The 23967-nt window shown below is 61.0% G+C and carries 22 protein-coding genes; 12 read left to right on the forward strand and 10 right to left on the reverse strand.

What is annotated here, in order from left to right; genetic code table 11:
• The first annotated feature begins 4 nt into the window (after positions 1–4).
• The 4 genes from ACWKV5_RS17465 to ACWKV5_RS17480 all read left to right on the forward strand — a co-directional run bounded on the left by ACWKV5_RS17465 (position 5) and on the right by ACWKV5_RS17480 (position 4524).
• Complete coding sequence (locus tag ACWKV5_RS17465; protein WP_483842299.1) at positions 5–1183, forward strand: MFS transporter; 1179 nt, start codon at positions 5–7, stop codon at positions 1181–1183.
• 162 nt (positions 1184–1345) lie between these two features.
• Positions 1346–2053, forward strand: coding sequence for an HPP family protein (locus ACWKV5_RS17470; protein WP_483842300.1), 708 nt, complete (start codon positions 1346–1348; stop codon positions 2051–2053).
• Positions 2054–2247: 194 nt separating this feature from the next.
• Complete coding sequence (locus ACWKV5_RS17475; protein ID WP_483842301.1) at positions 2248–3369, forward strand: enoyl-CoA hydratase/isomerase family protein; 1122 nt, start codon at positions 2248–2250, stop codon at positions 3367–3369.
• 3 nt (positions 3370–3372) lie between these two features.
• Positions 3373–4524 carry an acyl-CoA dehydrogenase family protein gene (locus tag ACWKV5_RS17480; RefSeq protein ID WP_483842302.1) on the forward strand — a complete coding sequence of 384 codons (1152 nt, stop codon included), beginning with the start codon at positions 3373–3375 and terminating at the stop codon, positions 4522–4524.
• Between the two features lie 110 nt (positions 4525–4634).
• Here the strand turns inward: ACWKV5_RS17480 and ACWKV5_RS17485 are convergent, their stop codons facing one another.
• From ACWKV5_RS17485 to ACWKV5_RS17510, 6 genes are all read right to left on the reverse strand, one after another.
• Positions 4635–5408, reverse strand: a complete 774-nt coding sequence (locus ACWKV5_RS17485; RefSeq protein ID WP_140669223.1) for an enoyl-CoA hydratase — start codon at positions 5406–5408, stop codon at positions 4635–4637.
• A gap of 14 nt (positions 5409–5422) precedes the next feature.
• Complete coding sequence (locus ACWKV5_RS17490; RefSeq protein WP_483842303.1) at positions 5423–6550, reverse strand: acyl-CoA dehydrogenase; 1128 nt, start codon at positions 6548–6550, stop codon at positions 5423–5425.
• 162 nt (positions 6551–6712) lie between these two features.
• The gene (locus ACWKV5_RS17495; RefSeq protein WP_483842304.1) at positions 6713–7906 is read right to left on the reverse strand and encodes an acetyl-CoA C-acyltransferase; all 1194 of its coding nucleotides are present in this window, start codon (positions 7904–7906) and stop codon (positions 6713–6715) included.
• 11 nt (positions 7907–7917) lie between these two features.
• Complete coding sequence (locus ACWKV5_RS17500; RefSeq protein WP_483842305.1) at positions 7918–8679, reverse strand: SDR family NAD(P)-dependent oxidoreductase; 762 nt, start codon at positions 8677–8679, stop codon at positions 7918–7920.
• A gap of 16 nt (positions 8680–8695) precedes the next feature.
• Positions 8696–10360: an AMP-binding protein gene (locus ACWKV5_RS17505; protein ID WP_483842306.1), complete on the reverse strand. Its 1665-nt coding sequence runs from the start codon at positions 10358–10360 to the stop codon at positions 8696–8698.
• 250 nt (positions 10361–10610) lie between these two features.
• Positions 10611–11627, reverse strand: a complete 1017-nt coding sequence (locus ACWKV5_RS17510; RefSeq protein ID WP_483842438.1) for an AraC family transcriptional regulator — start codon at positions 11625–11627, stop codon at positions 10611–10613.
• Positions 11628–11860: 233 nt separating this feature from the next.
• On the opposite strand from ACWKV5_RS17510, the gene efeU reads away from it, so the two are divergent.
• The 5 genes from efeU (at position 11861) to ACWKV5_RS17535 (ending at position 17486) form a co-directional block, all read left to right on the forward strand.
• Positions 11861–12700 carry an iron uptake transporter permease EfeU gene (gene efeU / locus ACWKV5_RS17515; protein WP_483842307.1) on the forward strand — a complete coding sequence of 280 codons (840 nt, stop codon included), beginning with the start codon at positions 11861–11863 and terminating at the stop codon, positions 12698–12700.
• 8 nt (positions 12701–12708) lie between these two features.
• Positions 12709–13908 carry an iron uptake system protein EfeO gene (gene efeO / locus ACWKV5_RS17520; protein WP_483842308.1) on the forward strand — a complete coding sequence of 400 codons (1200 nt, stop codon included), beginning with the start codon at positions 12709–12711 and terminating at the stop codon, positions 13906–13908.
• Between the two features lie 18 nt (positions 13909–13926).
• Positions 13927–15225, forward strand: coding sequence for an iron uptake transporter deferrochelatase/peroxidase subunit (gene efeB, locus ACWKV5_RS17525; RefSeq protein WP_483842309.1), 1299 nt, complete (start codon positions 13927–13929; stop codon positions 15223–15225).
• 24 nt (positions 15226–15249) lie between these two features.
• Positions 15250–16074, forward strand: a complete 825-nt coding sequence (gene efeO / locus ACWKV5_RS17530; RefSeq protein ID WP_483842310.1) for an iron uptake system protein EfeO — start codon at positions 15250–15252, stop codon at positions 16072–16074.
• 194 nt (positions 16075–16268) lie between these two features.
• Positions 16269–17486, forward strand: coding sequence for an MFS transporter (locus ACWKV5_RS17535; protein ID WP_483842311.1), 1218 nt, complete (start codon positions 16269–16271; stop codon positions 17484–17486).
• Here ACWKV5_RS17535 and pssA read toward each other — a convergent pair.
• Positions 17443–18786, reverse strand: coding sequence for a CDP-diacylglycerol--serine O-phosphatidyltransferase (gene pssA, locus ACWKV5_RS17540; RefSeq protein WP_483842312.1), 1344 nt, complete (start codon positions 18784–18786; stop codon positions 17443–17445). The two genes, ACWKV5_RS17535 and pssA, sit on opposite strands and share 44 nt — an antisense overlap.
• Before the next feature lie 216 nt (positions 18787–19002).
• On the opposite strand from pssA, the gene ACWKV5_RS17545 reads away from it, so the two are divergent.
• Entirely contained in the window at positions 19003–19566 is a 564-nt protein-coding gene (locus ACWKV5_RS17545; protein ID WP_483842313.1) for a TetR/AcrR family transcriptional regulator, read from the forward strand.
• 56 nt (positions 19567–19622) lie between these two features.
• A complete protein-coding gene (locus tag ACWKV5_RS17550; RefSeq protein WP_483842314.1) occupies positions 19623–20099 on the forward strand; it encodes a nuclear transport factor 2 family protein in 477 nt (158 codons plus the stop codon).
• Positions 20100–20212: 113 nt separating this feature from the next.
• On the opposite strand, the gene sfnG is transcribed toward ACWKV5_RS17550, so the two are convergent.
• The gene (gene sfnG, locus ACWKV5_RS17555) at positions 20213–21307 is read right to left on the reverse strand and encodes a dimethylsulfone monooxygenase SfnG (protein WP_483842315.1); all 1095 of its coding nucleotides are present in this window, start codon (positions 21305–21307) and stop codon (positions 20213–20215) included.
• A 250-nt stretch (positions 21308–21557) separates the two neighbouring features.
• Between sfnG and ACWKV5_RS17560 the strand changes: the two genes are divergently transcribed.
• Positions 21558–22337, forward strand: coding sequence for a TSUP family transporter (locus ACWKV5_RS17560; RefSeq protein WP_140669240.1), 780 nt, complete (start codon positions 21558–21560; stop codon positions 22335–22337).
• On the opposite strand, the gene nudC is transcribed toward ACWKV5_RS17560, so the two are convergent.
• Together nudC and ACWKV5_RS17570 are read right to left on the reverse strand one after the other, a co-directional pair.
• Entirely contained in the window at positions 22305–23135 is an 831-nt protein-coding gene (gene nudC / locus ACWKV5_RS17565; protein ID WP_483842316.1) for an NAD(+) diphosphatase, read from the reverse strand. The genes ACWKV5_RS17560 and nudC overlap by 33 nt on opposite strands.
• Before the next feature lie 6 nt (positions 23136–23141).
• Positions 23142–23954, reverse strand: coding sequence for a crotonase/enoyl-CoA hydratase family protein (locus ACWKV5_RS17570; RefSeq protein ID WP_483842317.1), 813 nt, complete (start codon positions 23952–23954; stop codon positions 23142–23144).
• Positions 23955–23967: the final 13 nt, after the last annotated feature.

Consider the following 23967-nt stretch of genomic DNA (forward strand, 5'->3'; position numbering starts at 1 on the left):
CACCGTGGCCACTTACTCGCTCGTTATCCGCCGTTTGATGATCGTCTCGCTGACGATTGTCGTCAGCCGCGCCATCACCAGCCCGCTGCTCACGCTGTTCCTGAGCAACAAACTCGGCCTCAATCAACAGGACGTCGGTTTGCTGCTGGGCATCGCGGTGTTCATCGCCACGCTGCTCGCGCTGTATGGCGGCTACATCATCGACCGTCTGGAAAAGCGCCGGCTGCTGATCCTCGCCATGCTTTCCAGCTCCATCGGTTTTGTACTGCTGACGTTCGCCGAAAACCTCTACCTGACCACCGCCACGCTAGTGATCACTGAAACGGCATCAGCGCTGTTCCTGATCGGATCGAAAGCGATCCTCAGCGAAAACCTGCCCATGGGCCAGCGCGCCAAGGCCTTTTCCCTGCGCTACACCTTGACCAACATCGGTTACGCCACCGGGCCGATGCTCGGCGTGGTGATTGCCGGCGTGTACCCGATTGCGCCGTTCCTGATCGCTGGCGGCATCGCGTTTTTCAGCATTTTCCTGATGATCGGCATTCCCAAGGATTCGGCCCAGCCACCCGCCATCGGCCAGCCCCAGAGTTTCCTCAAGACGCTGATCACCCTGAAGAACGACCGCACCCTGATCATGTTCACCTGCGGCTGCCTGCTCAGTACCGTGGTTCACGGCCGGTTCACGTTGTACCTGTCGCAATACCTGCTGGTGACTCACGATTCCAAGCGCGCCCTGGAAACCATGGCCGCCCTGCTCGCCTGCAACGCCATCACGGTGATCCTGCTGCAATACCAGATCGGCCGGTTCCTCAAGCGCGAACAACTGCGCTACTGGATTGCCGGGGGCACCAGCCTGTTCATCGTCGGCTTGATCGGCTTCAGCCTGGCCGACAGCCTGGTGTCGTGGTGCGTGGCCATGTTCATCTTCACCCTCGGCGAGATGATCATTTACCCCGCCGAGTTCCTGTTCGTCGACACCCTGGCTCCGGAAGAACTGCGCGGCAGCTATTACGGCGCGCAGAACCTCGCCGCACTCGGCGGTGCACTGAGCCCGGTGATCTGCGGTTTCCTGCTGATGCACACGCCCGCACCGACGATGTTCTATGCCCTGAGTGCACTGACCGCGATGGGCGGATTCCTGTGCTTCATGAGCGGACGGCGAGTGGCGATACTGCAAAATTAATGCATTGAAGCTGCATTAATATGAATTTGTCAGCACATCGAATCAACGGCACACTGTGCCCGTTCCTCCCCCAATAGTTGGAACACCTTCAAGGGCTTTCTGGATATCCCAGCCAAGCCTTTTTTTTTTGCTCGTTTTTTTTGTCCACGGATCGATTTCATCATGCTTGCTCGCTGGTTGCCCGCCGCCATCAACACCCGCCCTTCCGAATGGAGCCGCGCCGCCATTGGCATGGCCCTTGGGACGCTGTTCAGTGTGTGGGTTTGCGGGCAAGTATTTGGCATGGAAGTGGCGCAGCACCTTATCGGCCCGTTGGGTGCATCGGCTGTGTTGTTGTTCGCCGTGTCCTCCGGCGCCCTCGCCCAGCCGTGGTCGATTCTGGGCGGCTACTTGAGCGCCGGGGTGGTTTCGCTGCTGGTCGCTCACGTGCTCGGGCGAACCCTGGGCAGTGCCTGCCTGGCAGCGGGCATGGCGCTGATGTTGATGTGCTGGTTGCGTTGCCTGCATCCACCGGCCGGGGCTTTGGCGCTGCTGTTGGTATTGGCCGACCCCGCCACCATCGCCATGGACTGGAAGGCCCTCGGCCCGGTGATGCTCGGCGCCTCGGCGATGCTGCTCAGCGCCCTGGCGTTCAACAACCTGACACGCATTCGCTACCCGAAACGCGCCAGTGAACCGGCAGCCGTGATCCCCGCCGACCACCCGCCCGTCGACACCCAGGCCATTACCGCCCAAGACCTGAAACTGGCGTTGGCGGACATGGAGGCGTTCTTCGATGTCACCCCTGAAGACCTCGAACAGCTGATCCACGCCAGTGAATTGCACGCCAAGCGGCGCAGTATTGGTGAAGTGCTCAGCAATCGAATCTGACGCCCCCCCTTTGTGGGAGCGAGCAGGCTCGCTCCCACAAGTTGAGTGCAGGGTTTTCGTCGGGCCTTTAAGGCAAAAACGCAGACAGAACCTGCACATATCCCGGTTGTACATCACAAATTTGCACTGGTACGATCCTGCATCGCTCGCGCGCGAGCATCTCTATAAAGAACAATAAAAGCAGGGAGTTAGTGATGACTGCTCAGGTTTCATCGAAGGGGGTTTCATCGAACGAAGCGTCGTCCATCGATGCCACGCAAAACGAAGTGCTGGCCGAGGTTCGCAACCACATCGGTCACCTGACCCTCAACCGCCCCGCCGGCCTCAACGCCCTGACCCTGGACATGGTGCGCAACCTGCAGCGTCAACTCGACGCCTGGGCTCAGGATTCGCACGTGCATGCGGTGGTCTTGCGCGGTGCCGGCGAGAAAGCCTTCTGTGCCGGCGGCGATATTCGCTCGCTGTATGACAGCTTCAAAAGCGGCGACACGCTGCACCAGGACTTCTTCGTCGAGGAATACGCTCTCGACCTCGCCATTCACCATTACCGCAAACCCGTGCTCGCCTTGATGGACGGCTTCGTGCTGGGTGGCGGCATGGGTCTGGTGCAAGGCGCCGATCTGCGCGTGGTCACGGAAAAAAGCCGTCTGGCGATGCCGGAAGTCGGCATCGGCTACTTCCCGGATGTCGGCGGTAGCTACTTCCTGCCACGCATCCCAGGCGAACTGGGTATATACCTCGGCGTCAGCGGTGTGCAGATTCGCGCGGCGGATGCGCTCTATTGCGGGTTGGCCGACTGGTACCTGGAGAGCAACAAACTGGCCGTGCTCGACGACAAGCTCGATCAGCTCGAATGGCACGACTCGCCGCTCAAAGACCTGCAAGGCTTGCTGGCCAGACTCGCGGTGCAGCAACTGCCCGACGCGCCGCTCAAAGCCTTGCGTCCGGCCATCGACCACTTCTTCGCCTTGCCCGATGTGCCGAGTATTGTTGAGCAACTGCGCGAAGTGACGATTGCCGACAGCCATGACTGGGCACTGACCACTGCCGACCTGCTGGACAGCCGTTCGCCGCTGGCCATGGGCGTGACCCTGGAAATGCTCCGTCGTGGTCGGCACTTGAGTCTGGAAGACTGCTTCGCCCTTGAGCTGCACCTGGACCGTCAATGGTTCGAGCGCGGCGACCTGATCGAAGGCGTACGCGCCTTGCTGATCGACAAAGACAAGACGCCGCGCTGGAACCCGCCGACCTTGCAGGCGCTGGACGCCAAGCATGTCGCGAGTTTTTTCACCGGCCTTGATGAAAGCGGGAACTGAGCCATGCACGATATCGAATTGAGCGAAGAGCAAGTCATGATCCGCGACATGGCCCGGGACTTTACCCGCGGTGAAATCGCGCCTCACGCACAAGCCTGGGAAAAAGCTGGCTGGATCGACGACGGTCTGGTGGCAAAAATGGGTGAACTTGGGCTGTTAGGCATGGTGGTGCCTGAAGAATGGGGCGGCACCTACGTCGACTACGTGGCTTACGCCTTGGCGGTGGAAGAGATTTCCGCAGGTGATGGCGCTACCGGCGCGCTGATGAGCATCCACAATTCGGTGGGCTGCGGCCCCGTTTTGAACTACGGCACTGAAGAACAGAAACAGACCTGGCTGCCGGATCTCGCCAGCGGCCAGGCCATCGGCTGCTTCTGCCTGACCGAGCCGCAAGCCGGTTCCGAAGCGCACAACCTGCGCACCCGCGCCGAACTGCGCGACGGCCAATGGGTAATCAACGGCGCCAAGCAATTTGTCAGCAACGGCAAACGCGCGAAACTGGCGATTGTGTTTGCCGTGACTGACCCGGACATGGGCAAACGCGGCATTTCGGCCTTCCTGGTGCCAACCGACACCGCCGGTTTCATCGTCGACCGCACCGAACACAAGATGGGCATTCGCGCCTCGGATACCTGCGCGGTGACGTTGAGCAACTGCACGATCCCCGAAGCGAATCTGCTGGGTGAACGTGGTAAAGGCCTGTCCATCGCCCTGTCCAACCTCGAAGGCGGCCGCATCGGCATCGCCGCGCAAGCGTTGGGCATTGCCCGTGCCGCGTTTGAAGCGGCGCTGGCCTATGCGCGGGATCGGGTGCAATTCGACAAGCCGATCATCGAACACCAGAGCATCGCCAACATGCTCGCCGACATGCACATGCAGCTGAACGCCGCGCGTTTGCTCATCCTGCATGCGGCGCGCCTGCGCACCGCCGGCAAACCCTGCCTGTCGGAAGCCTCACAGGCCAAGCTGTTCGCCTCGGAAATAGCCGAGAAGGTGTGCTCGTCCGCGATTCAGATTCATGGCGGGTATGGGTATCTGGAAGACTATCCAGTCGAGAAGTACTACCGGGATGCGCGGATTACGCAGATTTACGAAGGGTCGAGCGAGATTCAGCGGATGGTGATCGCCCGCGAGCTCAAGAACTATCTGGTGTAAAAAGCTAAAAGCTTCGCGAGCAGGCTCGCTCCCACAGTGGATCTCAGGTGTTAATGAGATCCCTTGTGGGGAGCGAGCCTGCTCGCGAAGGCGTCAGTCAGAACAACGCATTACTTACCGACGAACTGCGCCTCACGCTTGGCAATAAACGCCGCCATCCCTTCCTTCTGATCCTGCGTCGCAAACGCCGCATGGAACACCCGGCGCTCAAAGCGCACGCCTTCGGACAGGCTCACTTCGAACGCGCGGTTCACGCTTTCCTTGACCATCATCGCAATCGGCAGCGACTTCTTGGCGATCAACGCCGCGACTTTCAACGCTTCGTCCAGCAGTTCATCTGCCGGCACGATCCGCGCGACGATGCCGCAACGCTCCGCTTCCACCGCATCGATCAAACGACCGCTCAGGCACATTTCCATGGCCTTGGCCTTGCCCACGGCGCGGGTCAGGCGCTGGGTGCCGCCCATGCCCGGCAGCACGCCGAGGTTGATTTCCGGCTGGCCGAATTTGGCGTTGTCGCCGGCCAGGATGAAGTCGCACATCAGCGCCAGTTCACAACCACCGCCCAATGCAAAACCGTTGACCGCGGCGATGATCGGCTTGCGGCGGTTGGCCACGCGATCGCTGTCGCTGAACAGGTCGTCTATATAGATTTGCGGGTAGGTCAGCTCGGCCATTTCCTTGATGTCGGCGCCGGCAGCGAAGGCTTTTTTCGAGCCGGTCAGCACGATGCAGCCGATGTTCGAATCGGCTTCCAGGCCATCGAGGGCGTGGTTCAGTTCGCTGACGATCTGCGCATTCAACGCGTTCAGCGCTTGCGGGCGGTTCAAGGTAATCAGGCCAACACGGCCATGGGTTTCCAGCAAAATCGTTTCGTAACTCACAGAGGGACTCCTTCTTATAAATTGCGCGAAATAACCATGCGTTGAATATCGCTGGTGCCTTCGTAGATCTGGCAGACCCGCACGTCGCGATAAATGCGCTCCAGCGGGAAATCGTTGAGGTAACCGTAACCGCCGAGGGTTTGCAACGCCGAGGAGCAGACCTTCTCGGCCATTTCCGAGGCGAACAGCTTGGCCATGGACGCTTCGACCAGTGCCGGTTTGCCGCTGTCACGCAGCGCCGCTGCGTAATGCACCATCTGCCGGGCCACGGCAATTTGCGTGGCCATGTCGGCGAGGCGGAACGCAACGGCCTGGTGTTCGATGATCGGCTTGCCAAAACTCTCGCGCTCACGGGCGTAGTCGCGGGCCGCTTCGAATGCCGCGCGGGCCATGCCCACCGATTGCGACGCGATGCCGACGCGGCCACCTTCGAGGTTGGCCAGGGCGATTCGGTAACCTTCGCCCTCTTCGCCCAAGCGGTTGGCGACCGGGACTTTAACGTCTTCGAACAGGATCTGGCAGGTGTCAGACGCGTGCTGACCGAGTTTGTCTTCGACCCGTGCGACTTTATAGCCCGGTGAATCAGTTGGCACGATCAACGCGGTGATCCCACGCTTGCCGGCAGTCGGGTCTGTCACGGCAAACACGATCACCACTCCGGCATTCTGCCCGGAGGTAATGAACTGTTTGCAGCCGTTGAGCACGTAGTGATCGCCTTCCAGGCGCGCGCGGGTTTTGAGGCCGCTGGCGTCGGAACCAGCCTGCGGTTCGGTCAGCGCAAAGGCGCCAAGCATCGCACCGCTGGCCAAGGGCTTGAGAAAGCGTTCTTTCTGATCGTCGTTGCCGTAGTGCAGGATCGGCACGCAGCCCACGGAGTTGTGCACACTCATGATGGTCGAGCACGCGCCGTCGCCGGCGGCGATTTCTTCCAGGGCCATGGCGTAAGCCAGGTAACCGGTGTCGCAACCGCCCCACTGCTCCGGCACCAGCATGCCGAAGAAGCCAAGTTCAGCCATCTCACCGATGGCTTCCTTGGGGAAGCGGTGTTCGCGATCCCACTCGGCGGCGAACGGTTTCAGCCGTTCCTGGGCAAATTGCCGGGCGGCTTCGCTGATCTGCAGTTGTTCGTCATTGGGAATCATGCCAAGTCCTTAAAATAAGCCTGTCGTACAAAATGACCGGTTGAAACACTGAACCTGTGGGAGCCAGCCTGCTCGCGAATGCGGTGTATCAGTCGATAAAAATGTCGAATGTGAATCCGCTTTCGCGAGCAGGCTCGCTCCCACATTGGAATAGCGCCGGCCTCAATAGAGGCATTCAACCGCCATGGCCGTGGCTTCGCCGCCGCCGATGCAGATCGCTGCGACGCCGCGTTTCAGGCCTTTCTGGCGCAGGGCCGAGAGCAAGGTCACGAGAATCCGCGCGCCCGATGCACCAATCGGATGGCCCAAGGCGCACGCGCCGCCGTGAACGTTGATCTTCTCGTGCGGGATTTCCAGTTTGGTCATCGTTACCAGACTGACCACGGCGAACGCTTCGTTGACTTCGAACAGTTCGACCTGGTCCAGCGACCAGCCGGTTTTCTTCATCAGCTTCTTGATCGCGCCCACTGGCGCCACCGGGAACAGGCCCGGGGTGTCGGCAAACGCCGCGTGGCCGTGAATCACCGCCAGCGGTTTCAGCCCTTGTTTCTCGGCTTCGGAACGGCGCATCAGCACCAGTGCCGCCGCGCCATCGGAGATCGAACTTGAGTTCGCCGCCGTGACCGTGCCGCCCTCGCGGAACGCCGGTTTCAACGAGGCAATCTTGTCCAGCTTGGCTTTCGGTGGCTGTTCGTCATTGCTGATCAGCACTTGCTCTTTACCAACCATGACCGACACCGGGACGATTTCGTCCTTGAAGCTGCCGTCCTTGATCGCCTGCTGCGCGCGGGTGGTCGAGGCGATGGCAAAGGCGTCTTGCGCTTCACGGGTGAAGCCGTTGGTTTCGGCGCAATCCTCGGCGAAGGTGCCCATCAGGCGGCCCTTGTCGTAGGCATCTTCCAGGCCGTCGAGGAACATATGGTCAAGCACACGCCCGTGGCCCATGCGATAACCGCTGCGCGCACGGTCCAGCAGGTACGGCGCGTTGGACATGCTTTCCATGCCGCCCGCGACCACCACGTCGGCACTGCCGGCCACCAGCATGTCGTGCGCCAGAATCGCCGCTTCCATGCCCGAACCGCACATCTTGTTCAGCGTGGTGCAACGGGTCGATTTATCCAGCCCGGCGCCCAGTGCGGCCTGGCGCGCCGGCGCCTGGCCGAGGCCGGCGGACAGGACGCAGCCGAACAGCACTTCTTCAACGGATTCGGCGTTGATGCCGGCGCGTTCGACGGCGGCGCGGATGGCCAGAGCGCCGAGTTGCGGGGCGGTCAGGCTTTTCAGTTCGCCCTGAAAACCGCCCATAGGGGTGCGGACGGCGCTGACAATAACAATCGGATCGTTGGCAATGGTCATGTCAAAACTCCTTACTTGGCGGCCATGCGCAAGGCACCGTCGAGACGGATTACCTCGCCGTTGAGCATGCTGTTTTCAATGATATGCCGGACCAGCGCGGCGTACTCGCCGGGTTTGCCCAGGCGTGGCGGGAATGGCACGCCAGCGGCCAGCGAATCGCGGACCTCCTGGGTCATGCCGGCCATCATCGGTGTTTCAAAAATGCCGGGGGCGATGGTCATCACGCGGATGCCAAAGCGCGCCAGTTCACGTGCGGCGGGCAAGGTCAGGCTGACGATGGCGCCTTTGGACGCGGCGTAAGCAGCCTGGCCGATCTGGCCCTCATAAGCAGCGGCCGAGGCCGTGTTGATGATCACGCCGCGTTCGCCATCGGCGTCCGGCTGGGTTTCAGCGATGGCGGCCGAGGCCAGGCGCAGCATGTTGAAGCTGCCGATCAGGTTGACGTTGATCACCTGGCTGAAACTGGCCAGTGCATGCGGGCCGTTCTTGCCGAGGATCTTCTCGCCACGCACGATACCGGCGCAGTTGACCAGACCGTTAAGGCCACCGAAAGCTTTGACCGTCGCCTGCACCGCCGCTTCCGCCGCTGCTTCGTTGCTGATGTCCGCAACCACGCTTTGCGCGCCCAGACGCTGGGCCTGCGCCGCAACGGCCTCGGCATTCATGTCCACCAGCATCACTTTTGCGCCGGCTGCGACCAGCATTTCAGCCGTGGCGGCACCCAGGCCGGAAGCGCCGCCGGTGACCAGAAAAACCTTGTTTTCGATCTGCATCATTGTTTCCTTGGATTCAAGCTGAAACGTTCTTCGCGGCGGCCTCTTGAGCCTTGGCGATTTCCTGGTTGCGCAAGATAAAGCGCTGCAATTTGCCGCTTGGGGTTTTCGGCAACTCGCTGACAAATTCGATTTCACGGGGATAGGAATGCGCCGCCAGACGCTTGCGCACGTGTTGGCGCAGTTCTTCGGCCAGTTCTGGTGTAGCGCGGTATTGCGAGCAGATCACGACGAAGGCCTTGACCAGTTCGGTGCGCTCCGGATCGGGTTTGCCGACCACGGCTGCCTCGACCACGGCCGGGTGCTCGATCAACGCGCTTTCGACGTCGAACGGGCCGACGCGGTAGCCGGACGTGGTGATCACGTCATCGCTGCGACCAACGAAGCTGATGCTGCCGTCCGGGTTCCACTCCACTGTATCGCCACTTAAATAATAGTCGCCGACGAACGCCTTGGTCGGCGCGCCTTCGTAGCCGTTGAACCAGCACATCGGCGATTGGGTGCGGTCGATGGCCAGAATGCCTGGCTGACCGACACCGAGTTCTTTGTACTCGTCGTCCAGCACCACGATGCGGTGGCCAGGCGAGGTAAAACCGGCGGCGCCAACGTGAACCGGATGTTCCAGCGCGTGGTGATTGCACAGGACCATGCCCAGTTCGGTCTGGCCGTAATGGTCGTGGATGACCACGTCGAGGTTGTCGGCAAACCAGCGGATCACTTCCGGGTTCAGCGGCTCGCCGGCGCTGCTGACGATGCGCAGCTTGCCTTTGATCGTTTTGGAGAACTCATCGCCGCCCGCGATCAGCAAACGGTAAGCGGTCGGGGATCCGGTGAGGTTGGTGATCCCGTACTTGTTGATCACCCGGCAGGTGCTTTCGAGGGTAAACGGGCCATCGTAAAAGGTGATCGGATGCCCCATCGACATCGGCCCGGTGACGCCGAAATAGATGCCGTAGGCCCAGCCCGGATCGGCCACGTTCCAGAACGCGTCTTCGGGACGCAAATCCACGGCGTCGCGGGTGTAGCTCTGGAAGGCGACGATGGCTTTCAGTGGCACGGACAAGGCTTTCGAAGGACCGGTGGTGCCCGAGGTGAACATGAGCAGGAACGGGTCTTCGCCGGTCAACAAAACGGGCTCGCACACGGCGGAATAATTGGCCAGTTCGGCCCAGAAGCTGTAATCGCCACGGACGATGCCCTGGCCTTTGGCACCACCGACAGTGACGGTGGTCGGGCAATCGGCGACTTCAGCGAGTTTCGGGCGATTGACCGCGTCGGTCACCACGACTTTCGCGCCCGAGCAGCCGAGACGGTGTTCGATGGCTTTGGGGCCGAATGCGGTAAACAGCGGCTGATACACCGCACCAATGCGCCAGGTGGCGAACACGGTGATCAACAATTCGATGTTGCGTGGCAGGAGGCCGGCGACCTTGTCGCCCTTCTTCACCCCTTGGGCCAGCAGGAAATTGGCAAAACGCGCAGCTTTGTCCTGCAGGTCGCTGAAGGTGTACGTGGCGCTGGCGCCATCGCGACCTTCCCAGAACAGCGCAATGCGCCCCGGCAAGGCATGCCGGTCGCAACACTCGACGCAGGCATTGAGCGCTTGCAGGGAACCGCTGAGTGCGGCGTCGACGGTGTGCTGATAATTGAACTGTGATGTGGCAGACAAGTAATCGCGCATTGCCAGAATCCCTCTGTATTTTTATTAGGTTGGGGGAACCGTATAAACCAGGGAAATACTCGCTCTGTGGGCAGAACGGGGCAATGGTCAAAGTTATCAAGTTGCGTGACTGCTTTGGCCAAGGTTCAGCAGGTGGGTTGGCAGGGATGTCCCCTTCGCGAGCAGGCTTGCTCCCACAGGGGGAGTGCATTCCAAATGTGGGAGCGAGCCTGCTCGCGAAGGGGCCAGACTGAACGACACAAAATCCGGATCAGTGCGCTTCGTTCAGAATCAGGCTGCGATAATGCCCCGGATTGGACCCCGACCACTTGCGGAACGCCTTGTAGAACGAGCTGGCATCGGCAAATCCCAACCGCGTCGCAATCTCGGCAAAGCTGATGTTCGGCTCGGCCAGCCAAACGATGGCCAGCTCCTTGCGTACGCTGTCCTTGAGCCCTTGATAGGTCTGCCCTTCTTCCGCCAGACGCCGGCGCAAGGTCGAGGCCGACATGCACAGTTGCTGTGCCAGCGGCTCGGTTTCCGGCCAGCGTTCTGCGGGCAACTGGCGCAAATCCTGTTTGATGCGGCTCGCCAGGCTCTCGGGATCGCGGTACTTGACCAGAATATTGGCTGGCGCATGAGCCAGGAAACGCTTGAGCTCTTCCGGGCTGCGCTTGATCGGGAAGTCCAGGCAGTCGGCCGAGAAAATCATCCGCGTGCGCGGCCGGTCAAAGCGCAGGTTCTGCGAGAACATCACCTGATAGTCGCCGGAAAAATCCGGTTCCGGGCAGCGCAATTCGACGGCCAGGATAGGAATTCGCCGCCCGGCCAGCCAACAGGCCACGCCATGGACGATCATCCAGTAGGTGAAATAGGTGAAGGCGCGGCGCGGGTCCTGGTCGTCCTCCAGCAGCACGATTTCGGCCAGGCTTTGTTGGCGAACCAATTGCGCGGGCAGGTGTTCGAGCATCAACGACAGAAAGCTCAACCCCGAGGTTAAACCGGCTGCGAGGCTCGGCTGGACCATCGAGCAGCGGCACAGAAATTCCAGGCTGCCGGACTTGAGCTTGCGCGGGTCCATGCCAAAAAATTCGTCATCGCCGCGCCGGGCCAGCAAGCGCCAGAGCCGCGCATAGGCGGTGGCCGGAACACGGGCATCGGTGGTTTGCAGCCAGGCCGGATCGATGCCGACCTTGTTCAACACCTCATCGGTGGCCTGGCCGGGGGCGCAACTTTGCAGCAGCGCTTCGCGCACCAGTTGAATGGAGATGGTGTCTTTTTCCGACATTGAGCGCGGTGAGCCTTGTTGTTTTTTGAGTGCGGGCATCTTACCGCAGCCCGCTTGAGCAAAGGAGATCCCCGGTGGAAGGAGCCCCCCTGTGGGAGCACCGGGTGGATCAGGGGAATGGGTGATGTTCAGGCTCGTTCAGGTTAGGTTCAGGTAAATGGCAATCAACCCCATATGGGAATGAGTGTCATTATGTTACAAATTAGCACCCTATCTAATTTCACCGGTGCTGAATGCTCGTCCCTTTCCTGATCATGCTGCGCGAAGGCATTGAAGCCGCGTTGATCGTTGGCATCATCGCCAGCTACCTCAAGCAAACCGGCCGTGGCCAGTGGATGCCCGCCGTGTGGATCGGAGTGTTCCTCGCCGCCGCCCTGGCCCTGCTGGTGGGCGGTGGCCTGGAGCTGGTCAGTGCCGAGTTTCCGCAGAAACAACAAGAGCTGTTTGAAGGTGTGGTCGGTCTGGTGGCCGTCGGCATTCTCAGTTCCATGGTGTTCTGGATGCGCAAAGTGGCGCGTTCGATCAAGCATTCCTTGCACGTATCCCTTGATCACGCGCTGACCGGTTCCAGAAACCAGGTGTTCGCGCTGATCGCCATGGTGTTTTTCGCCGTGGCCCGGGAAGGCCTGGAGACAGTGTTTTTCCTGCTCGCCGTGTTCCAGCAAAGCGAAGGCCCCGCCGCACCCATCGGCGCCCTGCTCGGTCTGGTCCTGGCCATCGTCATCGGTTTCCTCATCTACACCGGCAGCATGCGCCTGAACCTCAGCGCGTTTTTCCGCTGGACCGGGTTGTTCATCCTCGTAGTCGCCGCCGGCATTCTCGCCAACTCGGTGCAGGCGCTGCATGAGGCCGGGCTGTGGAATCACCTGCAAAGCGTGCTGTTCGACGTCAGCGCCACGCTGCCGATGGACGGCCCGCTGGGCTCGGTGTTGGCCGGCATGTTCGGCTATCAGGACGCGCCAACCGTCAGCACCCTCGGCGCTTATCTGATTTACCTGGTGGTGGCGCTGGTGATGTTTTTTCTCCCGGCCCCGCCGCCCGCTAAACAGTCTTCTTCCGTTTCCAGTCAGTAAGGGCTTTCATGTCAACGCCTACTCCAAACGTGGCCGCACCTTCCAGGGCATTGCGCTGGGCGGTGGCCGGTTCGGTGATCGTGATGATCGCTGCCGGCGGCCTGTTCTACTACGCCTCGAAAATGGCCGCGGCCAAGCGTCAGGCCAACCATGACGAAATCGTGGTGAACATCCACCCGCACAGCTGCGAACCGAATGCGCTGACGGTCCCGGCCGGTCGCGCCAGTTTCCGCATCGTCAACCGCTCGGACCGCGCCGTTGAATGGGAAATCCTCGACGGTGTGCTGGTGCTCGAAGAGCGCGAGAACATCGCGCCGGGCCTGAGCCAGGTGATCAACGCCAACCTTGCGCCCGGCGACTACACCATCACCTGCGGTTTGCTCAGCAACCCGCGCGGCACCTTGCACGTGACCCCGACGGCCGCGTCCGACGCCGCCGCCAAGGCCAAACCATCGATGGTCGCGTTCATCGGGCCGCTGTCGGAGTTTCGTGTGTACCTGAGCAGCCAGGGCAGCGCGCTGATCAAAGCCACCACCGCCCTTGAGCAAGCGATCGAAGCCGGCGACCTGAGCCAGGCGCAAGCCTTGTACGTGCCGGCCCGTGTCGCGTATCAACGCATCGCCCCGGCCGCCCAGCGCCTGGCCGAACTGGACAACGCGATCAACGCCCGTGCCGACTATTTCGAAAAACGCGAACAGGACCCGGCCTTCGTCGGCTTCCATCGCCTGGAATATGCGCTGTTCCAGCAACGCAACCTCGACGGTCTGACGCCGGTTGCGCTACGCCTGACCCGCGATGTCACCACACTCAAACAGCAACTGCTGGCCGAGCCGCTGCCGCCGGAGCAACTGGTGAACATTGTGGTGCGCAACCTCAACACCCTCGCCGATGTACGCGCCAGTAGCGGTGAGGAAGAACGCTACAGCCACACCGACCTCAACGGTTTCGCCGCCAACCTCGACGTCGCGCGCAAAGTCGTCGAGCTGTTGCGACCGATGCTGAGCAAGTCCGCCGCTGACGTGCTGCCGAAGATCGACAGCGCCCTCGCCGCCTTCGACAGCGAACTCAATGGCCTCAAGGTCAAGGATGGCTACGCCAGCTACGACAGCATCAGTGCCGAACAACGCAAACAGATCGCCGACAAGGCCCAGGCACTGGCCGACGCCCTCGACACCATCGATCCCGCCCTTGGCCTGTCCGGCCTGTAAGCAGAAGACGACATTCAGATGAACGATTCAGAGCAATTCAACCTCCAGCGTCGCCGGGTCTTGATGGGCATGGGCGCCGCCGGCGTGGCACTGGCCGGCACCGCCCTGAGCTGCCCGGCGATGGCCGCCAGCCCCGCGCAAGTCACCGAAGCGCCGAGCAGCGACAAGACCGAAGACCGCCATGCGTTCCATGGCAAATACCAGACTGGCATCGTCACCCCGCGCCCGGCCTCCGGCATGCTGGTGTCGTTTGATGTGTTGGCCAGTGACCGCGAAGACCTCGAGCGGCTGTTCCGTACCCTCAACGAGCGCATCGCGTTTTTGATGAAGGGCGGCCCGGTGACCCAGGTCGATCCAAAACTGCCGCCGGTGGACTCCGGGATTCTCGGCCCAGTGGTGACCCCGGACAATCTGACTATTACCGTCTCGGTGGGCGAGTCGCTGTTTGATGAGCGTTTCGGACTGGCGGGCGTCAAGCCCAAACGCCTGATCCGCATGGTCGGTTTCCCCAACGATGCGCTGGAAGCTGACTGCTGCCACGGCGACCTGAGCTTGCAGTTCTGTTCCAACACCACTGACACCAACATCCACGCCCTGCGCGACATCGTGAAAAACCTCCCGGATTTGCTGCTGGTGCGCTGGAAGCAGGAAGGCAGCGTGCCGCCGCAAGCCCCGGCGAAACCGGGTGTTCCGGCACAGAGCGCGCGCAACTTCCTCGGTTTCCGCGACGGTTCGGCGAATCCGGATTCCAACAACGCCAAGACCATGGATAGCGTCGTCTGGGTCCAGCCTGGCAGCGATGAACCGGCCTGGGCGGCGAATGGCAGCTATCAAGCGGTGCGGATCATCCGCAACTTCGTTGAGCGCTGGGACCGCACGCCGTTGCAGGAACAGGAAAGCATCCTCGGACGCGTCAAAAGCTCCGGAGCCCCCATGGGCGGCGCCCATGAAACCGAGGTTCCGGACTACGCCAAGGACCCGGAAGGCAAATTGACCAAACTCGACGCGCACATCCGCCTGGCCAACCCGCGTACCGCCGCGACCCAGGCCAACCTGATCCTGCGCCGGCCGTTCAACTACTCCAATGGCGTGAACAAGAACGGTCAGCTCGACATGGGCCTGCTGTTCATCTGTTACCAGGCCGATCTGGAAAAAGGCTTCATCACCGTACAAACCCGACTGAACGGCGAACCGCTGGAGGAATACCTCAAGCCCGTCGGCGGCGGCTATTTCTTCACCCTGCCGGGTGTCACGGGCGATCAGGACTTCGTCGGTCGCTCGCTGCTGGACGCCACCCATTCAACAACCACCGCATAACAACTCCCAACACGGAACCGCCCCATGAAAAAGTCGCCCCTCGCTTTGCTGCTGACCCTTGGCTTGCTCAACCCTGCGCTTTCAGCGTTCGCGGCGACAGCGCCGTTGGACCTGGTGGGGCCGGTGTCGGACTACAAGATCTACGTCACCGAACAACTGGACGAACTGGCCAGCCACACCCAGCAATTCACCGACGCGGTGAAAAAAGGTGACCTGGCCACCGCGCAAAAGCTCTACGCCCCGACCCGCGTCTACTACGAGTCGATCGAGCCAATTGCCGAGCTGTTCAGTGACCTGGACGCGTCCATCGACTCCCGTGTCGACGACCACGAAAAAGGCGTGAAAGCTGAAGACTTCACCGGTTTCCACCGCATCGAATACACGCTGTTCTCGGAGAAAAGCACCCAGGGCCTGGGCGACCTCGCCGACGGCTTGAACAAAGACGTCAAGGACCTGCAAACCCGCGTGGCCGGCCTGACCTTCCCGCCTGAGAAAGTCGTCGGCGGCGCCGCGGCGTTGCTGGAAGAAGTGGCGGCGACCAAGATCTCCGGCGAAGAAGACCGTTACAGCCACACCGACCTGTATGACTTCCAGGGCAACGTCGACGGCGCGAAGAAAATAGTTGATTTGTTCCGTCCGCAGATCCAGAAGCAGGATGCAGCGTTCATCGCCAAGGTCGACAAGAACTTCGCGACCGTGGACAAGATCCTGGCCAAGTACAAGACCAAGGACGGTGGTTTCGAAACGTATGACAAAGTGAAAGAGAGCGACCGTAAAGCGCTGGTTGGGCCGGTGAATACGTTGGCTGAAGATTTGTCGACGTTGCGGGGCAAGCTCGGGTTGAACTGAGTTTTTGTAGCGTCTGGGCTGTCCCCTTCGCGAGCAGGCTCGCTCCCACAGGGGGTTTGTGTCGTTCACAAATCCAGTGTGGGAGCGAGCCTGCTCGCGAAGGCATTATCACTACCACCGATATTCCCCCCGCCTTTCCCATACCCGCGCTACCATCCCCCGCAAACAACAAAAGCTCACGGAAGACTCACCTCATGACCACCCCCGCCTTCGACCTGCGCCCATTAATGGTCGCCAACATGGCCTGCTCCATGTCGATGATGGCGTTCGTCTCGTTGATCGGCCCGATTGCCCGGGTGCTGGGCCTGGCCACGTGGCAGGCCGGTGCGGCGGTTACCGTGTCCGGGGTGATCTGGATGCTGCTGGCCCGTCCGTGGGGCCAGGCCAGCGACCGCTATGGCCGGCGCCGTATTCTGCTGATCGCCACCGCCGGTTTCACCCTCGCCTATTGGGCCTTGTGCCTGTTCATCGACGCTTCATTGCGATTCTTGCCATCCGCGTTGCTGGGGTTCATCGGCTTGATGATCGGCCGTGGCTTGATCGGCGTGTTCTATGCCGCGATCCCGGTGGGAGGCAACGCGCTGATCGCCGACAACATCGAGCCGCAGCACCGCGCCAAAGCCATGGCGGCGTTAGGTGCGGCCAACGCCTGTGGCCTGGTGATCGGGCCGGCCATCGCTGCGTTGCTCTCGCGTTTCAGTTTGAGCCTGCCGTTCTACGCCATGGCTGTCCTGCCGTTGCTGGCCTTTCTGGTGTTGCGCTTCAAGCTCAAGGGCCAAGAATTGCACCTGCGGCAAGTTCCGCGCAAGGTCCACCTGAATGATCCGCGCCTGCGCCGGCCGATGGCGGTCGCGTTTGTGGCGATGTTGTGTGTGTCGATTGCGCAGATCACCGTCGGCTTCTTCGCCCTCGACCGACTCGGCATGAGCCCGGCCGACGCCGCGCAAACGGCGGGCATCGCCCTGACCATGGTCGGGTTCGCGCTGATCTGTTCGCAACTGGTGGTGCGCCGACTGGAATGGCCGCCGCTGCGGTTGATCCGCGCGGGTGCACTGGTGGCGTCCGTGGGATTTGCCGGCAGCATCCTGGCAAATACCGCGTGGGGCTTGTGGCTGTGCTTTTTCGTGTCGGCGGGCGGGATGGGGTTGATCTTTCCGTCGTTCGCAGCGCTGGCGGCAAACGCCGTGGATGCCTCGGAGCAAGGCGCGACGGCGGGCTCTATCGGCGCTGCGCAAGGCTTTGGCGTGGTCATCGGGCCACTGGCAGCCACCTTGATCTACGACCTCGAACCGCGCCTGCCCTATCTGGTGGCCGCGGCGTTACTGCTGCTGGTGGCCCTGTGGCCAAAGCCCCCGGCAGCGCGCAGCCTTACAGAATCCGATAGAGCAACCGCTCGATCCGCACCCGACTGACGCGCGTGAGGAACTTGGCCACGGCCGGCGGGTAGTCCAGCAGCGTTTCGAGGTCCTGGTAACGCTCGATGCGCTTTGTGTTCTGGAAAATCTCCACCAGCTCAGCCTTGCGCGGCTCGAGCAACTCGCCTTTCGGGTCATCGATCAGCAGTGCGTTTTCCAGGTCGAGACGGAACGCGCGCGGGTTGAGGTTGTTGCCGGTCAGCAAGGTGTAGCGCTGGTCGATCCACATGCCTTTGAGGTGATAGGTGTTGTCGCCGTCACGCCACAAATGCAGGTTCAACTTGCCGCTGTCGATGCTGTGTTGATGGCGTTTGGCAAAACGTCGCAGGCTGATTTCGTAGAGATACGGCAGCGCCGCAATCACCTTGAACGGCTCGCTCGGCGGGATATAGAAGTCGTTGGCGGTCTTGTCGCCGACCACAATGTCGACCTTCACGCCCCGGCCCAGCGCCCGGTTGATTTCCCGGGTCACGGCCAGCGGCAGGTTGAAGTACGGCGTGCAAATGGTCAGTTGATGCTGGGCGCTGGCGATCAGCTCGCAAATCACCCGGTTCAATGGATTGTTCTTGCCCACACCGAGCAAGGGACTGACGCACAAACCACCTTTGAGCGTGGTGCCCGCCGTGGTGTCGTAGGCCGCGTGCTTGAGACGGCTGCGCAGGTCGCCGATGTCATTGCGCAGGCTGCGGGTGGTCGGCAGGTTCGGCAAGTCGAGGCGGTGCACGGCTTTGGACGCGATGAAACCGTGCTGGATCAGGTGCTGCATGGAGTTGGCCAGCGCCTGGTTCTGCAGCACGTGATAACGGTCGAAGCGGTATTTGTCGAACTTGTGCAGGTACACGTTGTTCAGGCTCGCGCCGCTGTAGATCACGCAGTCATCGATGACGAAGCCTTTCAAATGCAGCACGCCGAACAGCTCGCGGGTCTGCACCGGCACGCCATACACCGGCACTTCACTGGCGTGGGTGCGGGTCGCTTCCTGATACCACGCCGAGTTGCCCGGTTGCTTGCCCGCACCAATCAAGCCGCGCTGGGCGCGCAGCCAGTCCACCACCACGACCACGTCCAATTGCGGACGCACCAGTTTGGCGGCGTGCAAGGCATCGAGGATTTCCTGCCCGGCTTCGTCCTGTTGCAGGTACAGCGCGACGATATAGATGCGGTGCGTGGCCTGGGCGATTTTCTCCAGCAGGCAACGACGAAACTCGGCAGCGCCGGAAAGGATGGTGACGGCATCGGCGGTCAGCGGAAAACTGCGCAGTTTGGGCAGCAGAGAGCGTTTGAAAAGCGACGGCATAGGGCTCGCAATGGGTCGAATCCGGAGAATTCAAGAGCTTACACCATGGATCGGTTCGGGTCTTGTTACTGTCTGTAATACCGCCTTCGCGAGCAGGCTCGCTCCCACATTTGAAATGCACTCTCCTGTGGGAGCGAGCCTGCTCGCGAATAGGCCATAACCAACAATGAAAATTTTAAGTTGACCATGGAGAACGAACGTTCTACTGTTTGCCACATGAACGAATTAACCAGCAACACCACACGCGACATCATTCTGGATGTCACCGAAAAGTTGATCTATAAAAGTGGCATCGCGGCCACCGGCATGGACCTTCTGGTGAAAACCGCCGGCGTCTCCAGAAAAAGTATCTACCGCTACTTCGCCAACAAGGAGGAGCTGACCGTCGCGGCCCTGCAACGCCGCGACGTGCGCTGGATGCACTGGTACAAAACCGCCGTTGATCAGGCTGAAACACCGGCCGATCGTCTGCTCAATCTGTTTACCGTGCTCAAAGCCTGGTTCGCCTCCGAAGGCTTCCGCGGCTGCGCCTTCATCAACACCAGCGGCGAAACCGGCGACCCGCAAGATCCGGTCCGCCTGGTCGCCAAGGAACACAAACAGAAGCTGCTCGACTACGTACGCGAGCTCTGCACCGAACATGGCGCCACCGATCCGGAGAAGACGGCCAGACAGCTGCTGATCCTGATCGACGGCGCCATTACCGTGGCGCTTGTCATGGGTGATCACAGTGCCGCCGATAATGCGCAATGCATGGCGCGAAAGTTATTGGACCTGTAACACTTTATATAAGCGCTACAACGTGTTTGAACTTTACTTTTATTGGGAGACTTTACATGTCTAACGCTGAAGTTCGTCCGCCATTGCCCCCTTTCACCCGCGAGTCGGCCATCGAAAAAGTTCGCCTGGCCGAAGACGGCTGGAACTCTCGCGACCCGCAACGGGTGTCGCTGGCCTACAGCCTGGACACCAAATGGCGTAACCGCGCCGAGTTCGCCTACAACCGCGAAGAAGCCAAAGGTTTCCTGACCCGCAAATGGGCCAAGGAACTGGATTACCGCCTGATCAAGGAACTCTGGGCCTTCACCGGCAACCGCATCGCCGTGCGCTATGCCTATGAATGGCACGACGACTCGGGCAACTGGTTCCGTTCCTACGGCAACGAAAACTGGGAATTTGATGAGAACGGGCTGATGGCTAACCGGTTTGCCTGCATCAACGACCTGCCGATCAAGGAAAGCGAGCGCAAGTTCCACTGGCCGCTGGGACGTCGGCCGGATGATCATCCGGGGCTGTCTGACCTGGGACTGTAAATTCAAACTGTAGGAGTGAGCCTGCTCGCGATGGCTGAGTGTCAGTCGATACATACATTGACTGATACACCTCAATCGCGAGCAGGCTCACTCCTACAGGGGTTTTGTGTGGGTTATGCGGCTGCGGTGGCCGGTTTGGATTGTGCCTTGGCCTCTAGCTCACGCACCAACGGCAAGACGCGCTGGCCGAAATACTCCACCTCTTCCTGAAAATGCAGAAACCCCGCCAACACCAGGTCCACGCCCACCGCCTTCAGTGCCACGATCCGCTCGGCAATCTGTTGCGGCGTGCCGATCAGGTTGGTCTTGAAGCCATCGTTGTATTGCACCAGATCTTCAAACGTCGACTTCGCCCAATTGCCCTCACCTTCCGGCGACGCCTTGCCAGCTTGTTTCGCCGCATCGCCAAAGGCATTCACTGCCTCCGGATCGGCCTGATCGATGATTTGTGCCAGCACCGCCCTTGCCTCTTCTTCGGTGTCCCGAGCGATGACAAACGCATTCACGCCGATTTTCACCGAATGATTATTCTCGGCAGCCTTCACGCGGATATCGTCGACTTGCGCCTTGATGCCTTCTGGGGTGTTGCCGTTGGTGAAGTACCAATCCGACACCCGCGCCGCCATGTCTCGGGCGGCACGCGAGCTGCCGCCCTGAAAGATTTCCGGCTGGCCCAGCGGCTTGGGTTTGAGGCTGTAGTTGTCGAAACGGTAGAAGTCGCCGCGAAAGGTGAAGTTGTCCTGGCTCCAGATGCCCTTGAGCGAACGTATGAACTCCTCGGAACGGCGATATCGCTCGTCGTGCTCCAGCCAATGCTCGCCAATCGCCTGAAACTCACCTTTGAACCAGCCGCTGACGATGTTCACCGCGACTCGTCCATTGGTCAGTTGATCGATGGTCGCCAACTGCTTGGCCGCCAGCGCCGGTTGCCACGGGCCGGGCAGGATCGCGGCGATCACTTTGAGTGTGGTGGTGGCGGCCAGCAGCGCGTGACTGAAGGCAACCGACTCATGCTGGTATTCGGCGCCGTAACCGGCCGTGAAGCGGATTTGGGTCAGGGCGTATTCGAACCCCGCGGCTTCGGCCAGTTGCGCCAGTTTGCGGTTGTAGTCGATGCCCCAGTGGGTGCGTTGCTCGATCTTGCTGACCACCAGCCCGCCGCTGACGTTCGGCACCCAGTAGGCAAATTTGACGGCTTGCTGACTCATTGGCGTGTCCTCGGGACTCAGGGATGTGCCAAGGGTTAGAGCAGCAACCGTGCCAGTGCTGAAATGGTGGTTTTGCGGGGTTTTCAGGGGGATTGGCTGTCGGGCATCAGGGCGATTTGTCGATGCACTGTTGGTGGGGCAACAGATTGAGCTGATGGGGCCAGACAAGTCGCCGCAGAAGTCGGATCTAGGTAAGATACCGCCCCTTCCCCGCAGCCCTTTCCTGCACCCCGCCGAATAAGCCGATTCCATGCCTTTCGAACTCAGCGTTGACCTCACCACCCTGGCCATTCTGGCCGTCGTTGCCTTTATTGCCGGTTTCATCGACGCGATTGCCGGAGGTGGCGGCTTGCTCACCACGCCGGCACTGCTCACCGCTGGCCTGCCGCCGCACCTGGTGCTGGGCACCAACAAGTTGAGTTCGACCTTCGGTTCGGCCACCGCCAGCTTCACCTTCTACCGGCGCAAGCTGTTCCATCCGCGGCAGTGGGTGCATGCCATCGTCGGCACCCTTGTCGGTGCATTGACCGGTGCCATCGTCGCGCATTACTTGCCCGCCGAGTGGCTGAACAAAATGCTCCCGGTGATCGTCTTCGCCTGCGGCGTGTACCTGTTGTTCGGTGGCACACCCAAGGCTCCGCTGGACAGCGATGCACCGATCAAGAAAAAGTGGCAATCGACCCAAGGCTTCAGCCTCGGTTTCTACGACGGTGTGGCCGGTCCCGGTACTGGCGCATTCTGGACCGTCAGCACGCTGCTGATGTACCCCATCGACCTGGTGAAGGCCAGCGGCGTGGCGCGCAGCATGAACTTCGTCAGCAACATTGCGGCGCTGTCGGTGTTTGTGTTTTCCGGGCAGGTGGACTGGATCATCGGCCTGAGCATGGGCGTGTCGGTGATGGCCGGCGCATTCTTTGGTGCTCGCACCGCCATCAGCGGCGGCGCGAAGTTCATCCGTCCGGTGTTTATCACCGTGGTGCTGGGCTTGACCGTGCGCTTAGCTTGGCAGCACTGGTTCAGCGTGGCCTAAGCGCCGCGCCACATAGACGTCGATCAGGTAACGGGCAATCGAGCGCGACGCCGGCAACGGCGGTAGCGCGTGGACGTTGAACCACTGGGCGTCCTCGATTTCGTCTTCCTGACAGACGATCTCGCCGCCGGCGTACTCGGCATGGAAGCCGAGCATCATCGAATGCGGGAACGGCCAGCACTGGCTGCCCAGGTACTGGATGTTCTTGACCTCGATCTGCACTTCCTCGCGAACCTCACGAATCAGGCAGTCCTCGGCCGACTCACCCGGCTCGGCAAACCCGGCCAACGTGCTGTAGACCCCGCTGACAAAACGCGGCGAACGCGCCAGAAGCACTTCATCGCCACGGGTTACCAGTACGATCATGCTCGGCGAGATCCGTGGGTAATAGCGCAAATCACACGGCTCGCAGTACATCGCCCGCTCACGCGGAACCTGTGTTGCGGCCTGACCACAGTTGCCGCAAAAGCGATGCTCGCGGTACCAGGTGCCAATTTGCGCGGCATAGCCGAGCACCTTGTACACCGTGTGATCGCCCTCGAGCATGAACGCGCGCAGGCCTTTCCAGTTGCAACCCGCCACCTCGCTGGCACTGCGCAGTTCCAGCAGGTAGACCGGCTCACCGTCGAGATGGCCAATGCCGTGTTCGGCGAGAATCGACAAGTCCTGGCGCTTGAGCCATTCACGCGGGAACAGCGCGCCATTGTCATCGAACAGGAAGCCTTCCGGGCTACGGGCCACGGCCCAGCCGCCGGGTAGGTCGGTGTCCAGTACTGCGGTGGTCCAGCGTGAAGTCATGTTTAATCAGTCCAGAAATTCGGGTTTCTGTTTGCTCATATGGGCGGCCATGGCCACGCGCAAATCAGTGGATTGCAGCATGGCGGCGTTCCAAGTGGCGACGTATTCGAGGCCGTCGTCGATGCGGTGGTCACGCATGTAGCTGATCATCTCTTTGGTGCCGGTGACCGCAATCGGCGACTTGCTGGCGATTTCCCGGGCAATGCCCATGACGCCATCCAGCAGGCTGGCACTGTCGCTGTAAACGCGATTGACCAGGCCGATGCTGCGCGCTTCCTCGGCGCCAAACGTGCGACCAGTGTAAGCCAGTTCACGCAGCATGCCGTCACCGATGATACGCGGCAAGCGTTGCAAAGTGCCTACATCGGCGGCCATGCCGATGTCGATTTCCTTGATCGAGAATTGTGCGTCTTCGGCGGCGTAACGCATGTCACACGCAGCGATCAGATCAATCGCGCCACCCAGGCAATAGCCCTGAATTGCCGCCAGCACTGGCTTGCGGCAATTATCGACGGCATTGAACGACGCTTGCAGGGCGAGGATCTTGCGGCGCAGCAGACGTGCATTGCGGCCGACATCCTTGCCCAGTTCATTGGCCACGCCGGCCAGCATCATCAGATCGATGCCGGAAGAGAAATGCTTGCCGGCGCCACTGAGCACCACCACGCGCGCTTCATCGGTGTCGTCGATCCACTGGAATATTTCGATGATCTCGCTCCAGAACGCGGCGTTCATGGAGTTGATCTTTTCCGGACGGTTGATCTGCACATGGGCGATGTTGTCGGCGAGTTCGACGGTGAACGCGGTGTACTGAGACATGGCAGTGATCCTT

It is taken from the genome of Pseudomonas oplopanacis, assembly GCF_057128725.1.